Genomic DNA, 18,343 nt, shown 5'->3' with positions numbered 1-18,343 from the left:
AATCGCCGTGTCCGGGATCTACACGGAGGACGTGCAGCGCCGTTGCGTGCTGCCTTTCGAAGCGCTGCCCAGTGAAGTGCGTCTGCTGCGGAGAGCGGCGGCTACCCAGCTGAGCCAGTGGGGCGTGCCGACGGCCGCTGACGCGGCACAGCTCATCGTGACGGAGCTGGCGACGAATGTCATCAAGCACGTCGGCGAGGGCTCCGCGGCGACGCTCATTCTTGAGCGGAAGCTTGAGCGGCTGCGCGTCGAGATGCATGACAAGGCCAGCTCGCCGCCCTCGCTGCGTGCCGCCGACTGTGACGCGGAATGCGGCCGAGGCCTGCACATGCTGGCTGCGATGGCCGTGGACTGGGGAACGGTGGCCACGGCCATGGGCAAGGCGGTCTGGTGCGAGATCGAGCTCGGCCAGGACGCCGGCTGCCTCCGCATGGAGCGGGCCGCCGACGCGCTGGAGACCTACCGGGCGCGCAGCGGAACGCTTCCGCAGGGCCGGTGCGACGCCGTCCTGGCGGAATCAGCCGTGGAGCTGATCGCCGACCTGCTGCACTGGACCAGCGCGCGCGGACTGGATCCGGATGACGTGCTGGACCGGGCGCAGATGCACTACGAGGCTGAGGCGGACGCGGCTTAGTGGACGACTCTCTCGGCGGGCTTCCGCATCAGCTCACGAAGCGCGTCTGGCGTACGCCAGGATTCTCCCGGGCGGATTCTGTGACACATGCGATGGCAGTTAGCGCACAGGCATGCGAGGTCGTCCAGCTTCGTCTCCCTGACTCCGGAGACATGAAGAGGAGTGATGTGATGGACCTCGATGTAATCCTCCCCGAGGTCTCCGTACGCTTGGGCGAAGTCGAAGGCGCAGACCTCACAACGCAAAGGGAGTCCTTGACGTCGCACATGTCCGATCTTGCGGGCGCGCAGCTTGGGGTCACGCTCACGTGCGAGCGCCCGCCGGACGAGAAGGCGGCCTTCGATCGCCGACGTGCCTGTCTCGTCCACTTCGTCGTCCTGCGGCCGGATGTGGTACAGCTCGCCGGAGCCAATGGCCTCCCTGATGGTTTCCGCAGCGAGACACATGTCCGCCTCCCGCTCGTTGAAGGCCTGGATCATCAGCAGGGTGGGCTTCCCGCACCGTGTGGCCTTGCCGGCGTAGGACGGGTGGTTGGTCATGAAGTCCGTCGTCTTGCGGCTCACGCTGTCCGGCGACCGGAAGCTGGGAAGGCTGCGGGCCTCTGGGGTGTGGAGTGGCAGCGAGCGGAGCAGATCAGACAGCTCATGGACTTCGGGGTCTCCGGTCCGCAGCTCACGCCAGCCGTTCTTCACCACCAGGGCCCCTGCGAGCACAAGTTCATCCTCGGTCCAGGCAGGTATCCGCATAGGCAATATCGTATGAGTGTTCGGCGTGGCGGAGGGTGCGTTCTGGGGACTGCGAGGCGTGCTGCACACTTGGTCAGGTCTCGTTGTCAGTGGGGTCTGTCACCCTCAGTGATGGTGGATCGCAAGATGTGTCTGCCGCTGCACGGCTGTAAGGAGGGGGCATGACCCACATGAAGGAAGCTCACGGCGTCCGGGCGACGCCGATGGAGCCTCAGCTCACTTCGATCGAGATCTGCGCTGGGGCTGGAGGTCAGGCCATCGGTCTCCATCAGGCGGGCTTCGGACATCTGGCCTTGGTCGAGATCGACGCACATGCGGTCGAGACACTCAAGCTGAACATCGAAGATCATGAGGTATGGGCCTGGGAGCGGGAGCACTGCGACGTTCTGTCCGCAGACGTCAAAGAGTTCGACCCTTACCGGGACATCAAGAAGAGCGCTGAGCTGCTGCGGATGCGAGGCCTCGATCTGCTGGCTGGTGGCGTGCCTTGCCCGCCCTTCTCTCACGCCGGCAAGCAGCTCGGCAAGGATGATGAGCGGGATCTTTTCCCGCGCATGCTCGAGCTGGTGGACATTCTCAGGCCTCGTGCCGTCATGATTGAAAATGTACGCGGGATCATGGACCCCAAGTTCTCGGACTACCGGGACTGGATTACGGCCCGGCTGCAGGGCGGCGAGTACCGAGGTGACGACGGCCAGATGGCCAAGGACCCAGGTCTTGGCTACACGGTCGCGAAGTGGGGAGTCCTCGAAGCCAGCGACTTCGGCGTGCCGCAGCTCAGACCGCGCGCCATCCTCGTTGCCTTCCGTGACGACGTCATCAAGGACTTGAAGTACGAGTGGCCAACCCCCACCCACGAGGAACCGGTGAGTGTGGCTGCAAAACTCCAGCCTTCGATGCTGGAGCGGTACTCGCGGTATTTCGAAGGAATCCACGCACAGCGGGCCCGTGATGCTTACGAGAACTGGCTCCGCAAGGCGCAGGAACGAGACGCCGAGCTGAAGGGCAAGGGCGGCGGGATCGCCCCGACTCTTGTAGGCGGATCCAAGAAGCACGGCGGCGCAGACCTGGGGCCGAGTCGCGCGAAGGCGGCCTGGCGCCAGCTCGGTATCTCCGGCATGGGTGTCGCCAACGATATCGAGACCTGCGAGAAGAAGCAGACCGAAGACCGTGATCTCTTCCGCCCGGACGGCCCGATGCTTACGGTGCGGCAGGCAGCCCTCGTCCAGGGTTTCCCGGTGGAGTGGGACTTCTTCGGCGGGAAGACGGCGCAATACCGGCAGGTCGGTAACGCATTCCCGCCGCCCGTAGCCAAGGCCGTGGGGGAGTCGATCGCCGATGTGCTCAGGGCAGCACAGGAGCGTGACCGCTCCGAGGCTAAGTCTGCTTAGGCTTCGCCTGCTTGCCTTGATTGCGGTGCTTCTCCACCTCGGCAGCGATGCGTGCGGCGCACTCCTCCGACGCCTCGTGCTCCCAGAACCGGAGCACCGTCCATCCCGCCTCTGTCAGACGCTGGTCGGTGTCCCGGTCACGGGCTACGTTCCGGGCGACCTTGTCTGACCAGTAGCCCTCGTTGGTCTTCGGCGGGACGTAGTGCTCAGGGCATCCGTGCCAGTAGCAGCCGTCGATGAAGACCGCCACCTTCGCCGGACGGAAGACCATGTCAGCCGTCCGGCGAAGGTCAGGCAGCGGCCTCGCCGCCACGCGGTAGCGCAGGCCCTGGGCGTGGACCAGCCGCCTGATCAGCTTCTCGGGTGTGGTGTCCCGGCTGCGGATGGCCTGCATATTGCGCCGACGGGCCGCTGAGGAGGCCCAGGAGCCGGCGGGCGGCACCCAGACCTCCTTGCTGACCGTCACGGCAGCAGCGGTGTCCCGGTCAGTGCTTTCCTGATCAGGCTTCTTCTTCACCGACGACCTTGGGCAGACGAGGTGCTGTGATCACGGGGTCGCCTGGATCCGCGAGGACCCATTCACGTCCCTCCAGTTCAACACGTGGACGGTCGCCATGATGCGGCATGGCCTCGGCCACCCGAAAGCTGACGAACTCACCTCGCTGGGGGACCACGGCTCCGATCTTCCTGGCGATCTCACGGTGCTTGCTGTACGGGCCGACTATGACGATGCCATCTCGGCGGAGAACTGTTCGTGCTCGGCCCTTACCCTCTCGCAGCCGGGCCATGTAGTCGAGCTGCTGTGCAGCCGTCCGGACCGTTCCCCGTCCGATGCGGCGGTTCTGAACCCTGCGGAACAGTTCGATGACACGTTTCTGGCCGGACTTTTCGCTGAGAATAGCGGAGCGTGTGGATTCTGGCAGATGCAGCAGAACGTTCTCAGGAAGCTCCGCGTCTCGCCAGATCCAGTGCACCGCATCGTCCCGGTGCTCCGCCTTCAGCGTCAGCTTCTTGTCGCGGTTGCTGCCGCTGTTGAGCCATTCTCTCCGCACCCGGAGTATTCCAGCACTCCACTTGCTCTTGCTGTCATCCGCCCACACCAGAAGGCAGAGGTGCCCCATGGCCTCCGGAGGGATCATCCATCCGCCGAAGGTCTGAGAAAACTTGCAGTCCACGTCGATGTCAAGGATGCGGTAGTCCATGGGGTGCTTATCGTCAACCCTGCCCACATCACCACCGTCGTCGAATCTGAACTCGCGCTGCAAGTTGATCTCAACGAGCGTGCCTGCGTGAGTCTTCTCCGTTTTGAACAGCTGATTCCAGGCGTATCTTCCCGTCACTTCGCCGTTCAGCAGTTGGTCGATGGTGTCGCGGAGGACGCCGGCGAACCTCTTTCCGTCTGGGTCGAGAAAGCGAACGTGCTCGGCTACCTGCTTTGCCTCTACGTCCCGCTCCAGCGCCTCCTGCATCGCAATGCGGGCCGCTGATTGGGCAGTGACGTTTTCGTCGAAGGGTAGCAATGTCCGTCCTGTTCGTTTTGGAGCTAACCGCTGGGAGGCGTTGTCGGCGCACTGCGGGCATCGTGGCTGCGAAACCGTAGCGGGTCCTGCATGTGTTGCGTACGCGGCGCAACGACAGGATCCGCCTCAAGAAATCGGGTTCGGTACCCACGTGAAGTACTGTGGCGGCAGGTTACAGGACTGCATCGAGGTCGGCGCCTGCTCAATCGTCGATCATCCGTTGATGAACCCAGTCATGAATGTCATCAACTAATTTCTTATATGAGGCGACGTTGGCCAGAGCGCCACCGTAACTCTTGCCGTGCGCAGTGTCATTCCTGATCTTTATTAATGTTCCCAGAGAGCCGCGATTATTGTCTTTATTGAGAAATTCACTCAGGTCATTTCGCCAGTCCTCGCCGAATCGCTCAATGAGGCTTTCGAGTGCGCTAGGGCCAAGATTAGGGGCGTTCCTGAACCATGACAGAGCAAACGCTCTCGCGGCTCCGCCAGAAGCATCTGAGATATATCCGCAGATCGCTTGGTACATCAACTGCTCAAGGTAGCCTGACAAGCGGATACACATGTAGAGATGCAAGTCCTGTTGCAGGTCAAGCGGCACCTCTAAGAGTGATCTTCGATATCGATCGTACGTAGCGTCCAGCGCCGACTTCATGCGATGGATCTCGAGACGGGCGACAGATCTGGTCGTTATCATTGGCGTCCCGTGAACGCAGACATTGCGGCACTCAGCCGCCCTGTTACGCTTAGTTTGTGGGACGTGCTCTTTTGTGTCTTCTCTACATAATCATTATTCGCCTCTAGCTCAGCCATGGCTGAGCGAACCTTGAGTGCATTGATGGTCGGGTCCTCCCGGACGGCGAGAGAGAGGCCGACTAGAACCGAATCGGCTCGCGCTGCATTGATGGTCCGATTTCGCTTCAGCGCGTTCGCCCCCACGGCCTCCACAAGGAGACGACAGGCAGCGGCGAAATCGCGCTCCTCCTCTTCGATCTTTTCTTCGCTCATGTCCTCGTTGTCGCTGAGGTACTGGCTCATGAACGTGGCCATAGGGGCTCTGTACTGAACGGGTTCACCCTTGGGGTCAGTTTCTTCAGCGGCCACTCGCTTAAGTGCCAGGTAGCGGAGAATTAGTTCCTGGTCCTTAAGGTCTCTATGTACATTTCCGAACAGTTGGCGCCAATTCGAATCCCGATTTAGGCGGCGCACAAGTTGCGTGGCGCTTCCCGGGAAGATGGCGACTCTAATCTGCTGTTCGTTTAGTTTAGTCCCGCCGCTGTTAATCCTCTCGAACAATGTATATACGGCAAGCTTCCCGTTTTCTCCGATAGGAAGGGCGACCGTGGCCTGAATCAAAGCGTTATTCAGGAGGCGGCGGTCTGCGGGCTGGAGGGTGGCATAGGTTTGCCCCTGAAAGGGTGGAGCGGCGTAGTCGAGAGCGAAGGGGCGCTCCCCGTTCTTCGCCTCGTAAGTACCATTGAAGAAGTCCCGCAGTGTGGTGAGTCGCTGCTGTCCATCAAGTACGATATATCGACGATTCGGAAGTTCAACGAGGAAAATTCCCGGAACCGGATAACCCAGAAGGATGGATTCGACGAATCGATCCATTTGCCGCTTCTTCCAAACGAAGTTCCTCTGGAATCCGGCGTAACCGGTACCTGAATTCTCGGGTTCCTCTGGGTCGAACCGCGGGACGATGATTTCCTTTTGCTTGAACCTGCGTACTAGGCCGTCAACGTCGAAGTCAACTCCGAAGTAGCGGAGCGCCTCCTCTGCCGAGGGGGGGCCGACCTCAACCTCAATGTCAACTAAAACGTTAACGTCATCCTCGTCCTCATCCTGTTCGGGATCGAGGATTACCGTCTGCTCGGCTTCTTCGTCGGATGTTGAAGCCATATTTGCGTCTCCGCCCGCGTGGCTCACTCTGTGCTACCTTTCGTTGGCTACTGACCTTGCATCTTATGAGGTTCTGCAGGCTTTGTGTCTATCTTTCACTCATGCGTCTGCCGTTATTACCTCGAAGGTTCACATGTGTCAGAGATGGTCACGCAAAGCAGCAGTTCGACCGACGTCGATGGTTACCTTGCGGAGCCTCCCGACCGCAGAGAGCATCCTGACGTGCCTGTAAGGGCTTCACGAAGGTCATGGCGTACGGGATGCCCGCGTACGAGCGGGATGGAGGCGCTGACGCCACCTACGTGAGCCAGAAGCAGTGCGTCTCTTCCTCCCTCATGCGCGGCGACGTCCGGGACGCCCTCGCGCAGCAGCCGGTCGGCCAGTGCACGGGTAAGGCCGCTTCTGTCAGGCCCGACAGCGTCGACCTCGACCTGGTCCGCGACCTGTTGCGCACCGCCGTGGCCGCCTCCGACCCGGTCTACTGGCGGTAGTGAACCGCCCCGCGCCAGAAACCCCTCGGGTCACAGTCCACCACGTCTAGATAGGTTGTGTGCAATCCAGTTGCACACAATCAAAGGGCGCGCTATCTTCTTCATCAGTGCTCACCGCACCCCACACCTCACAGAGGGGCCCACACCATGCCGTTCATCACCGTCGGCCAGGAGAACAGCACCACCATCGACCTGTACTACGAGGACCACGGCACCGGGCAGCCGGTCGTGTTGATCCACGGGTACCCGCTCGACGGTCACTCCTGGGAGAAGCAGACCGCCGCCCTGCTCGCCGCCGGGTACCGGGTCATCACCTACGACCGGCGCGGGTTCGGGCAGTCCAGCCAGCCGACCACCGGGTACGACTACGACACCTTCGCTGCCGACCTGAACACCGTCATGGAGACCCTGGACCTGCGCGACGCGGTCCTCGTCGGGTTTTCCATGGGCACCGGCGAGGTCGGCCGCTACCTCGGCACCTACGGGTCGGAGCGCGTCGCGAAGGCCGCCTTCCTCGCCTCGCTCGAGCCGTATCTGCTCAAGACGGACGACAACCCCACGGGCGTCGACGGCGCCGTCTTCGAGGGGATCGAGAAGGCCGTCATCGCGGACCGGTACGCCTACTTCACCGGGTTCTACCAGGACTTCTACAACCTGGACGAGAACCTCGGCACCCGCATCAGCGAGGAGGCCCTGCGCAACAGCTGGAACGTGGCCGCCGGGTCGTCCGCCTACGCCTCCATCGCCGCCGTCGCCACCTGGACCACCGACTTCCGCGCCGACGTGGCCAAGATCGACGTCCCGGCGCTGATCCTGCACGGCACCGCCGACCGGATCCTGCCCATCGAGGCCACCGGCGAGCCCTTCCACCGGGCCCTGCCCCAGGCCGAGTACGTCGTCGTCGAGGGCGCCCCGCACGGCCTGCTGTGGACTCACGCCCAGGAGGTCACCGACGCCCTGCTCGCCTTCCTGGCCAAGTGAGCCGGTAGCGACACCGGAGTCGGTACCGACACCGGAGCCGGTGGCGACACCGGCAACAGCGAGCGCGCCCGGCCGCCGGACGAACCGGTGGCCGGGCGCACCCCTGCGCGCGCGTCGGTGACGCAAGCGTCTACGCCCCGTGGCACTCCCCGTACGCCCGCCCCGACCCGCACCAGCACGCCTCCGACCGCTCCGGCGGCCACGCCACCGCACGCCCCCGCGCCGCGAGCGTCGTCGCGTACTGGGGGAGAAGTGAGGCGTCGGACGGGGACGCCGACTCCGACGCGGCGAACGCCTCGTACGACGGGACCGTGCCCCGCACGATGCCCAGGTTCGGCGTGCCGGAGGCGGCCAGTTCGCGCAGGGCCGCCTCTATCGTCCCCAGGTGCGCCTCGTAGGACGGGTACTCCTCCGCGAGGTCCGGGTACGCCTCCGTCAGCTCCGCCAGTTCGCCGGCCGGCCAGTGCAGCACCGCCACCGGGAACGGGCGGGACAACGCCTCCCGGTACGCGCCCAGCTCGGCGCGCAGCCGCAGGATCTCCGCCTCCAGCTCCTCCGGGTTCTCCGAGCCCAGCGACCACACGCGCTTGGGGTCGTGCAGCTCGTCCAGGCCGATGATGTGCGTGTGCACGGAGTCGGCGAGCGCGTCCCACTCGTCGTGCGCCGCGCCCAGCATCCTGCGCACCCGGTGGCGGCCGAGGAGCAGCGGGTGCGTGGCGCGCGGCGGCTCGCTCACGCCGGACAGCAGCAGACGCACCGCCTCGGTGAACGTCTCGTGCGCCTGCTCCAGTTCGTCGTGCGCCTCCAGCGCCTCCGCGACGATCACCCAGGCGGCGGGGTCGCGCGGGGACGCCGTGCGGATGCCGGCGATGATCGCGCGGGCCTCCGCCTCGTGGCCGTACTCCCACAGGTTGGAGGCCTTCAGGGCGCGGACCAGGTGCGGGTTGTCCAGGTCCGCGCCCGAGGTCAGCAGGCGGTCGTAGAGCGCCGTCGCGGCCGGGCGGTCGCCGGCCAGCTCCCGGTGCGCTGCGGCCCGCAGCAGCAGGGCCTCGGCGTCCTCGGGGTAGCGGTCGGCGGTCCGCTCCAGACGGGCGGCCTCGTTGATGTGGTCGACGTTTTCGGCAGGCGTGTCGGGGCGCATGGGGGACACCGTACTGCCGGCAGGTGACAGAAGTGAGGGCCTGAAGGCCCTCCGGGGCCGGTCCACGGCCGACTCGTCCCGGTCCTACGACCGTTCCCGCAGCGCCAGCACCGCCACCGCCGCGACCAGCGCCAGCACCGCGGACACCACCATCGCGACGTCCGTGCCGCGGGCCGGGCCGCCGCTCGACGACGTCGCCACGGCGATGGTGAGGGAGACGCCGGCGCACGAGCCGATGTAACGCAGGGTCTGCTGCGCGCCGGAGCCCATCGCGGCCCGCGCGGCCGGGACCGACTCGACGGCGAGCAGCGGCAGCGCCGCGTTGAGCAGACCGCTGCCGACACCGGCGATCATCATGCCGGGGACGAACCGGGCCGTGGAGCCCGCGTCGACCGCGCCGAGCATGGTGATCACGCCGACGGCGTGCAGGGCGAAGGCGAGGGCGAGCTGGACGCGCGTCGGGATACGGCCGGCCAGGCGGCGGGCCTGCAGCGCGACGGCGAAGGCGAGACCCGCCCACAGCAGCGACAGCAGCGCCGTGTCCATCGCGGACATCCCGAGCACCCGCTGGAGCACCGCCGGCAGGAAGCTGAACAGGCCGATCACCGACAGTCCCGTGAACAGGCCGCCGACGGAGGACGCGAGGAAGCCGCGGTGGCGGAGCAGGGACAGGTCGATCATCGGGGTCGCCGTGCGCCGCTCCACCAGGGTGAACCCGGCGAGGAGGACGACGGTCGCGCCGAGCAGCAGCCACACCGGCGCCCGCAGCCAGCCGTCCCGGCCCAGCGTGAGGGCCGCCACCAGGGAGACCAGCGCGAGTCCGAAGGTCGCGGCCCCGGCGAAGTCGGGCCGGCCGCCGCGCGGGGACCGCGACTCGGTGAGCGCGCGGGTGCCGAGGAGGGCGATCAGCAGGGCGGCGGCGCCGAGAACGCCGTAGACCGTCCGCCAGTTGGGTATCCCGGCGGCGAGCAGCGGGCCCACCGCGATGCCTCCGGTGACGAACGCGCCCCACACCCCCGTCGCGCGCAGCCGTCCGGCGGCCGTGGGGAAGGCGTGCACGATCAGGCCGAGACTGCTGGCCAGCAGGGCCGCGCTGGCCGCGCCCTGTGCGATCCGGGCCAGGGTGAACAGCCAGGTGCCGGTGGCGAGGGCCCCGAGGGCCGTGGTGACGCCGAGCGCCAGGGTGCCCCAGACGAAGATCCGGCGGCGGCCGTAGTCGTCGGCGAGGCTGCCGGCCACCAGGAGCAGCGCGGCGAGCCCGAGCGGGGTGCCGTTGAGCAGCCACGCCTGGGCGGACAGCGGGGTGTGCAGGGCGGCCGCGGTCGCGGGCAGCGTGACGATCGGGGCGGTGTACGTCATCAGCGCCACGGCCGTGGCGGCGCTGGTCAGGGCCAGGGTGGCGCCGGGGCGCGGTGACGATGCGGGGCCGGCGGCGCGCGCGGTGGCGGCCTGCGCCGGTGCGGCGGAGGCGGGGGTGGCGGTCATGTCGTCGGGGTCCTCTGCGGGATCGGGGAGGGGCTGGGTGAGGAGTCGGGGGAGAGTGGGTTCGCCTAATGAACTCACCCGGACCCGGCCACCGTAGCACCAGTCGGTTCGGTCATTGAACCAACAAGGGGAAATGTGGTTACAGTGGACGGCATGGCACTGGGCAAGGACTACGCGACACAGGAGTGCTCCATCGCGAGCGCCCTGGAGGTCATCGGCGAACGCTGGACGCTGCTCGTCATCCGCGACGCGTTCTACGGCGTGCGCCGCTACAACGACTTCCTCGTCCACCTCGGCATCCCGCGCGCGGTCCTCGCCTCCCGGCTCCAGACGCTCACCGCCCAGGGCATCCTGGAGAAGCGCCGCTACCAGGAGTCCCCGCCCCGCGACGAGTACGTCCTCACCGACCGCGGCATCGCCCTGTGGCCCACCCTGCGCGCCCTCGGGCTGTGGGGCCGCGAGCACCTCACCCAGCGGCGGCTGCGGATCTTCCGGCACGCCGACTGCGGCACCGAGCTCGGCCCGTACAGCGACTGCCCGTCCTGCGGAACCGTCGTGGCCGTCGGGGACGTCGAAGTGGTGCCGGGACCGGATCTCAGCCGGGACCCGGCCGACCCGGTCAGCCGGGCGCTGCTCAAGCCCAAGCGGCTGCTGCGGCCCGTGGAGACCGACCCCGCCTGACCGCCCGGCTCACGCCGCGCCGACAGAGGGGCCTGGCACAATGCGGTGCACGACGCACCACGAGACGGAGAGAGGGGAGACACGGCCCATGTCAGGGTTCACCACGCGGCACGCGCCCGCCGGACAGCCGGCCACGCGTTCCGCGCGCACCCTCCTCGCCGTGCTCTTCCCGCTGCTCCAGATCGCCCTGCTGCTGAGCCCGGCCCCCGACGGCGGCCTCGCCCTGGTCCACGTCACGCTCGCCGCGACCGCCGCGGCCGGCGCCGCCCTCAGCCTCTGCTCCGTGGTCGCCGCCCGCAGCGCGCCCGCCGTGCCGCCCACCCGGGTGCGGACGGCCCTGCGCGACCGCGCCCGGCGCACCGCCTTCCTGCCCCAGCGGGATCCCGACGCCAAGGGGCGCACCCGTCCCCGAGCGCCCGGTCACGCCCTCCCGGCGACCGCCGCGTAGGGCATCTCGCGGGACGTTTCTCTCCGCGATCCTTCCGCCCGCCCCGCGCGCGGGTCGTCATGCCGACCTTCCCCGTCCCGTCCCGGCCGTCCGCCGCGCCGGGACCCCCGGCACGACGAGACCCCCGGAGGGCTCACCCTTGTCTGTCTTCGCCACCCTGGTCGAGCAGCTCGCCGACCTGCTCCGCCCCCTGTTCGGCCTGTCCGCCGCGGCCGCCGCGATCATCGCGTTCACGGCCCTCGTACGCCTCCTCGTCCACCCGCTCTCCCGGGCCGCCGCACGCGGGCAGAAGGCGCGCGCCGCGCTCCAGCCGCGCATCGCCGAACTGCGCCGCAAGCACGGCAAGAACCCCGAGAAGCTCCAGAAGGCCGTGCTGGAACTGCACGCCGAGGAGAAGGTGTCCCCGCTGTCCGGCTGCCTGCCCAGCCTGCTCCAGCTCCCCGCGTTCTTCCTGCTCTACCACCTCTTCTCCAGCGGCACGATCGGCGGCGAGCCCAACACGCTGCTCACCCACCAACTCCTCGACGCGCCCCTCGGCGGCCGGTGGGCGGACGCCCTCGGCGACGGCGGCGTGTTCGGCGGGGCCGGCCTGGTGTACCTCGGCCTGTTCGCCGTCGTCACGGTCGTCGCGTACGTCAGCTACCGGCTCTCCCGCCGGATGACCGAGGCGTCGGCGGCGCTCGCGGGCACGGCGGGCGCGGACCCGCAGGTGCCGGGCGCCGCCGCCATGGGCGGGGTCATGAAGGTGATGCCGTTCATGTCCTTCCTCACCCTGGTCACCGTCGCCGTCGTGCCCCTCGCCGCCGCGCTGTACGTGGTCACCTCCACGACGTGGAGCGTGATCGAGCGGTCCGTGCTGTACCGGTGAGGTGTGCGGCGGGCGCGGTCCAGTACGTGAACCGGGTCTTGCGGAGTGGAGGGCCCGGCCTGGAGGATCGGCCGGTCCTCCGACGGCCGCGCCCGCCGCACCGGTCGTCCCCGTCGGGCGGGCGCCCGCGAGCGAGGGAGACACGACCATGAAGCTGCTGCGCGTCGGTACGGCGGGACGGGAACGGCCCGCGCTGCTCGACCCCGACGGGACCCTGCGGGACCTGTCCGGACTCGTCGCGGACATCGACGGGACGCTCCTCGCCGACGAGGACGCCCTCGGCCGGATCAGGAGCGCGGCCGCCGCCGGCGACCTGCCCGCGCTGGACGCGACGGGGCTGCGCACCGGGCCGCCGCTCGCGCGGATCGGCAAGATCGTGTGCATCGGGCTGAACTGCCACGACCACGCCCGCGAGACCGGCGCCGAGCCGCCCGCCGAGCCGGTGATCTTCTTCAAGGCCCCGGACACCGTCGTCGGCCCCGACGACACCGTGCTGATCCCGCGCGGGTCGGTGAAGACCGACTGGGAGGTCGAACTGGCCGTCGTGATCGGGCGGACCGCGCGGTACCTGGAGTCGGCGGAGGAAGGACTCGCGCACGTCGCCGGGTACGCCGTCGCCCACGACGTCTCCGAGCGGGAGTTCCAGACCGAGCGCGGCGGCACCTGGGACAAGGGCAAGAACTGCGAGACGTTCAACCCGCTCGGACCCTGGCTGGTCACCGCAGACGAGGTGCCCGACCCGCAGAACCTGTCCCTGCGGCTGTGGGTCAACGGCGAGCTGAAGCAGGACGGCACGACGGCGGAGCAGATCTTCCCGGTCGGCGAGGTCGTCCGCTACGTCAGCCGGTTCATGACCCTGTACCCGGGCGACGTCGTCAACACCGGCACCCCGGCCGGGGTGGCGATGGGCCACCCCGAACCGAAGCCGTACCTGCGGGCAGGGGACGTGGTGGAGCTGGAGGTCACGGGGCTGGGACGGCAACGGCAGGTGCTGGCACAGGCGTAGCCACGGCGGGGGAGCGCGGGTTTCCCGCGCTCCCCCGCGGGGCCGTCGTACGCGCCCTTCCCCGTCGGGCCCCGCCCCGCCACACTGGGTCCGCCCGACGCCGGTCCACGCCCGCCGAGGGGCGGGGCGGCGCGCGACCCGGGGGGAGTGAGCTGCGTGACGGTGGCCGAGGATCCGTCCGAGGACGAGGTGCGGGCGGAGCTGGACGCGCGCCTGGCTCGCCGCCGGGGGAGATGGGGGGCTCGGACGTCCGCGTACTTCCACCTCGACCGGCTGCACCTGCTCGACGCCTCGGTCATCCGGCGCGTCGAGACGCGCACCGAGACGACCCGTGACGAGCCCGGCGACCCCGGCCTCGCCGAACGGCCGGTCTACGACGTGCTGGACGAGTACGAGGTCGACCCGCGGGACGTGCGGCGCGGCGAGCCGCTCGACCTGGTCAAGCGGGACACGGTGAGCAAGCGTGCCTGCGCCTGCGGGAACGGCCTCCGGCAGTGTCCCGCCTGCGACGGCATGACATACCGTCCGTGCGAGCCCGCCCGGCCCTGCCCCGTGTGCGCCGGGGTCTCCCCGTGCACGCAGTACCTCGCGCACGGCGGCAAGCCCGGCCGTACGGCCCGCCCGCCCAAGGCGCGCAGGCCGGTGCGCCCCGAGGAGCGGGTGACATGCGCGGCCTGCGGCACACCCGACAGCGCGTGCGGCGGCTGCCAGGGCTGGGGGAAGGTCAGATGCCAGACGTGCCAGGGACGGGGGCGCGTTCCGTGCACGACCTGCACCTCCAAGGGGACCGTCAGGTGCAGGACGTGCGGTGGCCGCGGTGAGCTGACCTCCTGGACCGCCGGACGGATCACCTGGACCTCGGAGACCGAGAAGGTGCCGTGGCCGCACCGTCCGCCGAAGCGGGTGACGTCACAGCTGCACGCCGGGTCGTGGCACGAGAACCGGCTCGGCCCCGGGGACCCGCTCCCCGACGACCTCTCCCTCCCGCACCGCTCGCTCGTCGAACAGCACCTGGACCCGGTGAAGGGGGAGCAGGACCGCACCGTCGTCATCAGACGGCTCACCGTCGTCAGGGCGCGACCCAAGGGCAGCGGCAACAGGGAGTACTACGTCTTCAGGAACGTGTCCGGCCGCCTCACGGTGCGGCCGGCCATGTCGGACGAGGGCCGCCGGAACACCGCAGCGGTGCTGGCGGCGGCCGCGGCCCTCGTCGTCCTCGTCCTCCTCCTCGTCACATGACCCGGGCTACGCCCGTGACAAGAAGTGCTCCAGCGCCTCCACCACCAGCCGGTGGTCCTGGAGCTGGGGCAGGCCCGAGACCGTCACCGCGCCGACGACGCCCACGCCCTCGACGGTGACCGGGAAGGAGCCGCCGTGGGCCGCGTAGGTGTCCGGGTCGAGGCGGGACGACTCCTCGAACGTCGTGCCCTTCGCCCGGAACCGCGCGCCCACCAGGTAGGACGCGGAGCCGTAGCGCTCCACCACCCGGCGCTTGCGGGCGATCCACGCGTCGTTGTCGGGCGTGGAGCCCGGCAGCGCGGCGTGGAACAGCTGCTGGCCCGCGCGGTGGATGTCGATCGCGACCGGCGCCTGCCGCTCGCGCGCCAGCTCCACCAGCAGCGAGCCCAGCGCCCACGCGTCGTCGTGCGTGAACCGGCGGAAGACCAGGCGGCGTTCCTGCGCCTCCAGCTCCTCCACGGTCGGGGTGAGTTCCGGCTTCGGGGTGGTGGTCACAGGGTCACCGTCACCTTCTCGGCGGCCGAACGGCGCGCCGCTTCCAGGATGTCGAGCGCCGCGGCGGCCTCCAGCGCGGTCACCGGGTTGGGGCCGTCGGAGAGCAGCGCCCGCGCCACGGCCGCGTAGTAGGCGGGGTAGTCGCCCGGCAGGGTGCGGACGGGGCTGCCGCCGCCGGTCACCGGGGACTCCCCGGCGCCGAGACGGCCCCACAGCTCCTCGGGCTCGGCACCCCACTCGGTACCGGACGTGCCCGGGCGCGAGCCCTCGCGCAGCGCGGCCTCCTGCGGGTCCAGGCCGTGCTTGACGTAACCGGCCTTCGAGCCGAGGACCCGGAAGCGCGGGCCGAGCTGGGCGGTGGTCGCGGAGACGTACAGGTGGGAGCGGACCCCGCTCGCGTGGGTGAGCGCGAGGAAGGTGTCGTCGTCGGTCCGCGCGCCCTCGCGGCGGACGTCCGTCTCCGCGTACACCGACGTCACCGGGCCGAACAGGACCAGCGCCTGGTCGACGACATGGCTGCCGAGGTCGTACAGCAGGCCGCCGATCTCCGCCGGGTCGCCGGACTCCCGCCAGCCGCCCTTGAGCTGCGGGCGCCAGCGCTCGAACCGCGACTCGAACCGGTAGACCTCGCCCAGCTCGCCGTCGGCGATCAGCCGGCGCAGGGTGAGGAAGTCGTTGTCCCAGCGGCGGTTCTGGAAGACGGACAGCAGCAGGCCGCGCTTCTCGGCCAGCTCCGCCAGCGCCCGGGCCTGAGCCGCCGTGCCCGCGACGGGCTTGTCCACGACGACCGGCAGACCGGCCTCCAGGGCGGCGGTGGCGAGCGGGACGTGCGTCCTGTTCGGGGACGCGACGACGATCAGGTCCAGTTCGCCCGCGCGCGCCCACAGCTCGTCCGCCGAGGCGGCGACCCGTACGTCCGGGTACGCGGCGCGGGCCTGCGCCTGCCGCTCGGGGTTCGAGGTGACGACCGTGTCGAGCGCGAGGCCCTGGGTCGCGGCGATCAGCGGGGCGTGGAACACGGAGCCCGCGAGGCCGTAGCCGACGAGGCCGACGCGGAGGGGAATGCCAGTCATGCGTCCTACTTTCGCAACGCTGTTGCCAAAGTGCAAGGGCGGGACACAATGGGCGGGTGAACAGGACGTACGGCGGTGGCATGCGAGGCCCGGGCGGCGGGGCCAACCTGCTCGCCCTGCGCAGCCACAACACCGCGCTGGTGCTGGACCTGCTGCGCACGGCCGGGCCGGAGGGCATCAGCCGGCTGGAGCTCGCCGAGCGCACCGGGCTCACCCCGCAGGCGGTCAGCAAGATAACCGCCCGGCTGCGCGAGGAGGGCCTCGCGGCGGAGGCCGGGCGCCGGGCGTCCACGGGCGGCAAGCCGCGCACGGTGCTGCGGCTGGTCCCGGAGGCGGGGCACGCGGTGGGCGTGCATCTCGACCGGGACGAGTTGCGGGCCGTGCTGGCGGATCTCGACGGCACGGTGGTGGCCCGGCGGCACGCGCCGCTGGACCTGGGGGCCGGGGCGGAGGCGGTGCTGACGCGGGTCGCGTCGGTGGTCGAGGAGCTGGAGGCGGAGCTTCCGGCAGGCGGCTCGCTTCTGGGGGCCGGGGTCGCGCTGCCCGGGCCGCTCGACCACCGGCGGGGGGTGCTGCACCGGGTGACGGGGTTTCCCGAGTGGGACGGCTTCCCGCTGCGGGACGCGTTGTCCGCGCGGCTGGGAGGTGTGCCCGTGGTGGTGGACAAGGACACCAACGCCGTGGCGCTCGGGCTGGCCGTCGCGGGCGAGGGCGGGTCCTTCGCCTATCTGCACCTCGGTACGGGGCTGGGGGCCGGGCTGGTGATCGGCGGGAGCGTGCACCGGGGGCCGCGGACCGGCGCGGGGGAGTTCGGACACCAGGTGGTGCAGCTGGACGGGCCGCCGTGCGGGTGCGGGGACCGGGGGTGCGTGGAGGCGCTGTGCCTGGCGGCGGTGGCCCGGGGGGAGACGGCGGAGGCGGCGCGGGTACTGGGGACCGGGGCGGCGAATCTGGTGGGGCTGCTGGACATCGACCGGGTGCTGGTGGGCGGGCGGACGGTGGAGGGGGCGCCGGAGGTGTTCGTCTCCGGTGTGCGGGGCGTGCTGGAGGCGCGGGCGCGTCGGACGGGGGAGGAGTGCGGGGTGGTGCGGCTGGTGTCGGGGGAGGAGCGGGTCGCGGAGGGGGCGGCGCAGTTGGTGCTGGCGCCGGTGTTCGGGCAGGACGGGTAGCTGCGCGGGCGGGGGTTGAGACACGGCGGTGTCGGTGCGGGCCGGGGGGGGGGACTGCGCAACCCGGCGATGCGGGGTGCGGTCGCGCCCACCCTCCCCCACTCTCGGCTTCGCTCGAGCGGGAGGTACCCCCATCGCCCTGCGGCACGACTGCCCGCGCCTGCGGCGTCCCTCAGGGGCGCGGGGAACTGCGCGACCGGCCACGGACGACCCGCACCCGGGACGATTTAGGCTGGGGCCCACAGGGCCCGACGACGGCAGGAGATCGTGTACATGGCAGACAGGAAGCCCATCGAGTCCTGGCTCACCGACATGGACGGGGTGCTGATCCACGAAGGGGTGCCGATTCCCGGGGCCGACGCCTTCATCAAGAAGCTGCGCGAGTCCGGGCGGCCCTTCCTCGTGCTCACCAACAACTCGATATACACCCCGCGCGACCTGCACGCCCGGCTGCGCCGGCTGGGGCTCGAGGTGCCGATCGAGAACATCTGGACGTCCGCCCTGGCCACCGCCAAGTTCCTCGACGACCAGCGGCCCGGCGGCTCCGCGTACGTCATCGGCGAGGCCGGCCTGACCACCGCGCTGCACGACATCGGCTACATCCTCACCGACCACGACCCCGACTACGTGGTCCTCGGCGAGACCCGCACGTACTCGTTCGAGGCGATGACCAAGGCCGTGCGGCTGATCAACGCCGGGGCCCGGTTCATCTGCACCAACCCCGACGAGACCGGCCCCTCCACCGAGGGCCCGCTCCCGGCGACCGGCGCGGTGGCCGCGCTCATCACCAAGGCGACCGGCCGGCAGCCCTACTTCGCGGGCAAGCCGAACCCGCTGATGATGCGCACCGGGCTGAACACCATCGGGGCGCACTCGGAGAGCAGCGCGATGATCGGCGACCGGATGGACACCGACGTGCTGGCGGGCATCGAGGCCGGCATGAAGACGTTCCTGGTGCTGACCGGGCTGACCCGGCCGGAGCAGGTGGAGAACTTCCCGTACCGGCCGAGCAAGGTCGTCGACTCGATCGCGGACATCGTCGACCTCGTCTGATCGTCGTACGGCCGTTTCGCCGTACC

Annotated in this window: 20 protein-coding genes; 11 read left to right on the top strand and 9 right to left on the bottom strand. The window is 69.4% G+C overall.

Going from position 1 to position 18,343, the window contains the following annotated elements; translation table 11 throughout:
* Positions 1-7 precede the first annotated feature (7 nt).
* Entirely contained in the window at positions 8-634 is a 627-nt protein-coding gene (locus ACP7TJ_RS11880; protein WP_403432363.1) for an ATP-binding protein, read from the top strand.
* Here ACP7TJ_RS11880 and ACP7TJ_RS11875 read toward each other — a convergent pair.
* A complete protein-coding gene (locus ACP7TJ_RS11875) occupies positions 631-1,380 on the bottom strand; it encodes an HNH endonuclease (RefSeq protein ID WP_427763075.1) in 750 nt (249 codons plus the stop codon). The two genes, ACP7TJ_RS11880 and ACP7TJ_RS11875, sit on opposite strands and share 4 nt — an antisense overlap.
* Positions 1,381-1,541: 161 nt before the next feature.
* Between ACP7TJ_RS11875 and ACP7TJ_RS11870 the strand changes: the two genes are divergently transcribed.
* Entirely contained in the window at positions 1,542-2,771 is a 1,230-nt protein-coding gene (locus ACP7TJ_RS11870) for a DNA cytosine methyltransferase (RefSeq protein WP_376724701.1), read from the top strand.
* Here the strand turns inward: ACP7TJ_RS11870 and ACP7TJ_RS11865 are convergent.
* The 4 genes from ACP7TJ_RS11865 to ACP7TJ_RS11850 form a co-directional block, all read right to left on the bottom strand.
* Positions 2,758-3,213, bottom strand: a complete 456-nt coding sequence (locus tag ACP7TJ_RS11865) for a very short patch repair endonuclease (RefSeq protein ID WP_376724722.1) — start codon at positions 3,211-3,213, stop codon at positions 2,758-2,760. The two genes, ACP7TJ_RS11870 and ACP7TJ_RS11865, sit on opposite strands and share 14 nt — an antisense overlap.
* Before the next feature lie 58 nt (positions 3,214-3,271).
* The gene (locus tag ACP7TJ_RS11860; RefSeq protein ID WP_427763073.1) at positions 3,272-4,291 is read right to left on the bottom strand and encodes a NaeI family type II restriction endonuclease; all 1,020 of its coding nucleotides are present in this window, start codon (positions 4,289-4,291) and stop codon (positions 3,272-3,274) included.
* A 202-nt stretch (positions 4,292-4,493) separates the two neighbouring features.
* Positions 4,494-4,892, bottom strand: a complete 399-nt coding sequence (locus ACP7TJ_RS11855; RefSeq protein WP_380866053.1) for a HEPN domain-containing protein — start codon at positions 4,890-4,892, stop codon at positions 4,494-4,496.
* A gap of 92 nt (positions 4,893-4,984) precedes the next feature.
* Positions 4,985-6,187 carry a DUF262 domain-containing protein gene (locus ACP7TJ_RS11850; protein WP_427763070.1) on the bottom strand — a complete coding sequence of 401 codons (1,203 nt, stop codon included), beginning with the start codon at positions 6,185-6,187 and terminating at the stop codon, positions 4,985-4,987.
* A 302-nt stretch (positions 6,188-6,489) separates the two neighbouring features.
* Between ACP7TJ_RS11850 and ACP7TJ_RS11845 the strand changes: the two genes are divergently transcribed.
* Positions 6,490-6,678 (top strand): hypothetical protein, encoded by a 189-nt coding sequence (locus ACP7TJ_RS11845; protein WP_427763069.1) that lies wholly within the window; start codon positions 6,490-6,492, stop codon positions 6,676-6,678.
* A gap of 147 nt (positions 6,679-6,825) precedes the next feature.
* Positions 6,826-7,659, top strand: coding sequence for an alpha/beta fold hydrolase (locus ACP7TJ_RS11840; protein WP_093767158.1), 834 nt, complete (start codon positions 6,826-6,828; stop codon positions 7,657-7,659).
* A 130-nt stretch (positions 7,660-7,789) separates the two neighbouring features.
* On the opposite strand, the gene ACP7TJ_RS11835 is transcribed toward ACP7TJ_RS11840, so the two are convergent.
* Positions 7,790-8,800 carry an SEC-C domain-containing protein gene (locus ACP7TJ_RS11835; RefSeq protein WP_093767159.1) on the bottom strand — a complete coding sequence of 337 codons (1,011 nt, stop codon included), beginning with the start codon at positions 8,798-8,800 and terminating at the stop codon, positions 7,790-7,792.
* An 84-nt stretch (positions 8,801-8,884) separates the two neighbouring features.
* Positions 8,885-10,285, bottom strand: coding sequence for an MFS transporter (locus ACP7TJ_RS11830; RefSeq protein WP_427763067.1), 1,401 nt, complete (start codon positions 10,283-10,285; stop codon positions 8,885-8,887).
* 153 nt (positions 10,286-10,438) lie between these two features.
* Here ACP7TJ_RS11830 and ACP7TJ_RS11825 point away from each other — a divergent pair, with 153 nt between their 5' ends.
* The 5 genes from ACP7TJ_RS11825 to ACP7TJ_RS11805 all read left to right on the top strand — a co-directional run bounded on the left by ACP7TJ_RS11825 (position 10,439) and on the right by ACP7TJ_RS11805 (position 14,527).
* The gene (locus ACP7TJ_RS11825) at positions 10,439-10,966 is read left to right on the top strand and encodes a winged helix-turn-helix transcriptional regulator (protein WP_373312378.1); all 528 of its coding nucleotides are present in this window, start codon (positions 10,439-10,441) and stop codon (positions 10,964-10,966) included.
* An 88-nt stretch (positions 10,967-11,054) separates the two neighbouring features.
* Positions 11,055-11,414: a DUF6412 domain-containing protein gene (locus ACP7TJ_RS11820; protein ID WP_189909964.1), complete on the top strand. Its 360-nt coding sequence runs from the start codon at positions 11,055-11,057 to the stop codon at positions 11,412-11,414.
* Between the two features lie 139 nt (positions 11,415-11,553).
* Positions 11,554-12,282 (top strand): YidC/Oxa1 family membrane protein insertase, encoded by a 729-nt coding sequence (locus tag ACP7TJ_RS11815; protein WP_266546388.1) that lies wholly within the window; start codon positions 11,554-11,556, stop codon positions 12,280-12,282.
* 148 nt (positions 12,283-12,430) lie between these two features.
* Positions 12,431-13,288, top strand: coding sequence for a fumarylacetoacetate hydrolase family protein (locus ACP7TJ_RS11810; RefSeq protein WP_427763064.1), 858 nt, complete (start codon positions 12,431-12,433; stop codon positions 13,286-13,288).
* A gap of 156 nt (positions 13,289-13,444) precedes the next feature.
* Entirely contained in the window at positions 13,445-14,527 is a 1,083-nt protein-coding gene (locus tag ACP7TJ_RS11805) for a hypothetical protein (protein ID WP_427763062.1), read from the top strand.
* Positions 14,528-14,533: 6 nt separating this feature from the next.
* Here the strand turns inward: ACP7TJ_RS11805 and ACP7TJ_RS11800 are convergent, their stop codons facing one another.
* Positions 14,534-15,022 carry a heme-degrading domain-containing protein gene (locus tag ACP7TJ_RS11800; protein WP_167741873.1) on the bottom strand — a complete coding sequence of 163 codons (489 nt, stop codon included), beginning with the start codon at positions 15,020-15,022 and terminating at the stop codon, positions 14,534-14,536.
* Entirely contained in the window at positions 15,019-16,095 is a 1,077-nt protein-coding gene (locus ACP7TJ_RS11795; RefSeq protein WP_401624983.1) for a Gfo/Idh/MocA family protein, read from the bottom strand. The genes ACP7TJ_RS11800 and ACP7TJ_RS11795 overlap by 4 nt, the downstream gene beginning before the upstream one ends.
* An 80-nt stretch (positions 16,096-16,175) precedes the next feature.
* Between ACP7TJ_RS11795 and ACP7TJ_RS11790 the strand changes: the two genes are divergently transcribed.
* Both ACP7TJ_RS11790 and ACP7TJ_RS11785 read left to right on the top strand, forming a co-directional pair.
* Positions 16,176-17,264, top strand: a complete 1,089-nt coding sequence (locus ACP7TJ_RS11790; RefSeq protein ID WP_266404178.1) for an ROK family transcriptional regulator — start codon at positions 16,176-16,178, stop codon at positions 17,262-17,264.
* Positions 17,265-17,537: 273 nt separating this feature from the next.
* Positions 17,538-18,317: an HAD-IIA family hydrolase gene (locus ACP7TJ_RS11785; protein ID WP_093767169.1), complete on the top strand. Its 780-nt coding sequence runs from the start codon at positions 17,538-17,540 to the stop codon at positions 18,315-18,317.
* Positions 18,318-18,343 lie beyond the last annotated feature (26 nt).

Origin of the sequence: Streptomyces sp. DSM 41931 (assembly GCF_050271085.1) — a bacterium.
Taxonomy (GTDB): domain Bacteria; phylum Actinomycetota; class Actinomycetes; order Streptomycetales; family Streptomycetaceae; genus Streptomyces; species Streptomyces albogriseolus.
This window is presented reverse-complemented; position numbering and strand designations above follow the sequence as displayed.

Excerpts from the sequence above, each read along its gene's own strand:
- ACP7TJ_RS11785 (WP_093767169.1), top strand. The coding sequence starts at position 17,538 with ATGGCAGACAGGAAGCCCATCGAGTCCTGGCTCACCGACATGGACGGG.
- ACP7TJ_RS11825 (WP_373312378.1), top strand. The coding sequence starts at position 10,439 with ATGGCACTGGGCAAGGACTACGCGACACAGGAGTGCTCCATCGCGAGC.
- ACP7TJ_RS11840 (WP_093767158.1), top strand. The coding sequence starts at position 6,826 with ATGCCGTTCATCACCGTCGGCCAGGAGAACAGCACCACCATCGACCTG.
- ACP7TJ_RS11830 (WP_427763067.1), bottom strand. The coding sequence starts at position 10,285 with ATGACCGCCACCCCCGCCTCCGCCGCACCGGCGCAGGCCGCCACCGCG.
- ACP7TJ_RS11835 (WP_093767159.1), bottom strand. The coding sequence starts at position 8,800 with ATGCGCCCCGACACGCCTGCCGAAAACGTCGACCACATCAACGAGGCC.
- ACP7TJ_RS11790 (WP_266404178.1), top strand. The coding sequence starts at position 16,176 with ATGCGAGGCCCGGGCGGCGGGGCCAACCTGCTCGCCCTGCGCAGCCAC.
- ACP7TJ_RS11810 (WP_427763064.1), top strand. The coding sequence starts at position 12,431 with ATGAAGCTGCTGCGCGTCGGTACGGCGGGACGGGAACGGCCCGCGCTG.
- ACP7TJ_RS11875 (WP_427763075.1), bottom strand. The coding sequence starts at position 1,380 with ATGCGGATACCTGCCTGGACCGAGGATGAACTTGTGCTCGCAGGGGCC.
- ACP7TJ_RS11795 (WP_401624983.1), bottom strand. The coding sequence starts at position 16,095 with ATGACTGGCATTCCCCTCCGCGTCGGCCTCGTCGGCTACGGCCTCGCG.
- ACP7TJ_RS11870 (WP_376724701.1), top strand. The coding sequence starts at position 1,542 with ATGACCCACATGAAGGAAGCTCACGGCGTCCGGGCGACGCCGATGGAG.
- ACP7TJ_RS11850 (WP_427763070.1), bottom strand. The coding sequence starts at position 6,187 with ATGGCTTCAACATCCGACGAAGAAGCCGAGCAGACGGTAATCCTCGAT.
- ACP7TJ_RS11820 (WP_189909964.1), top strand. The coding sequence starts at position 11,055 with ATGTCAGGGTTCACCACGCGGCACGCGCCCGCCGGACAGCCGGCCACG.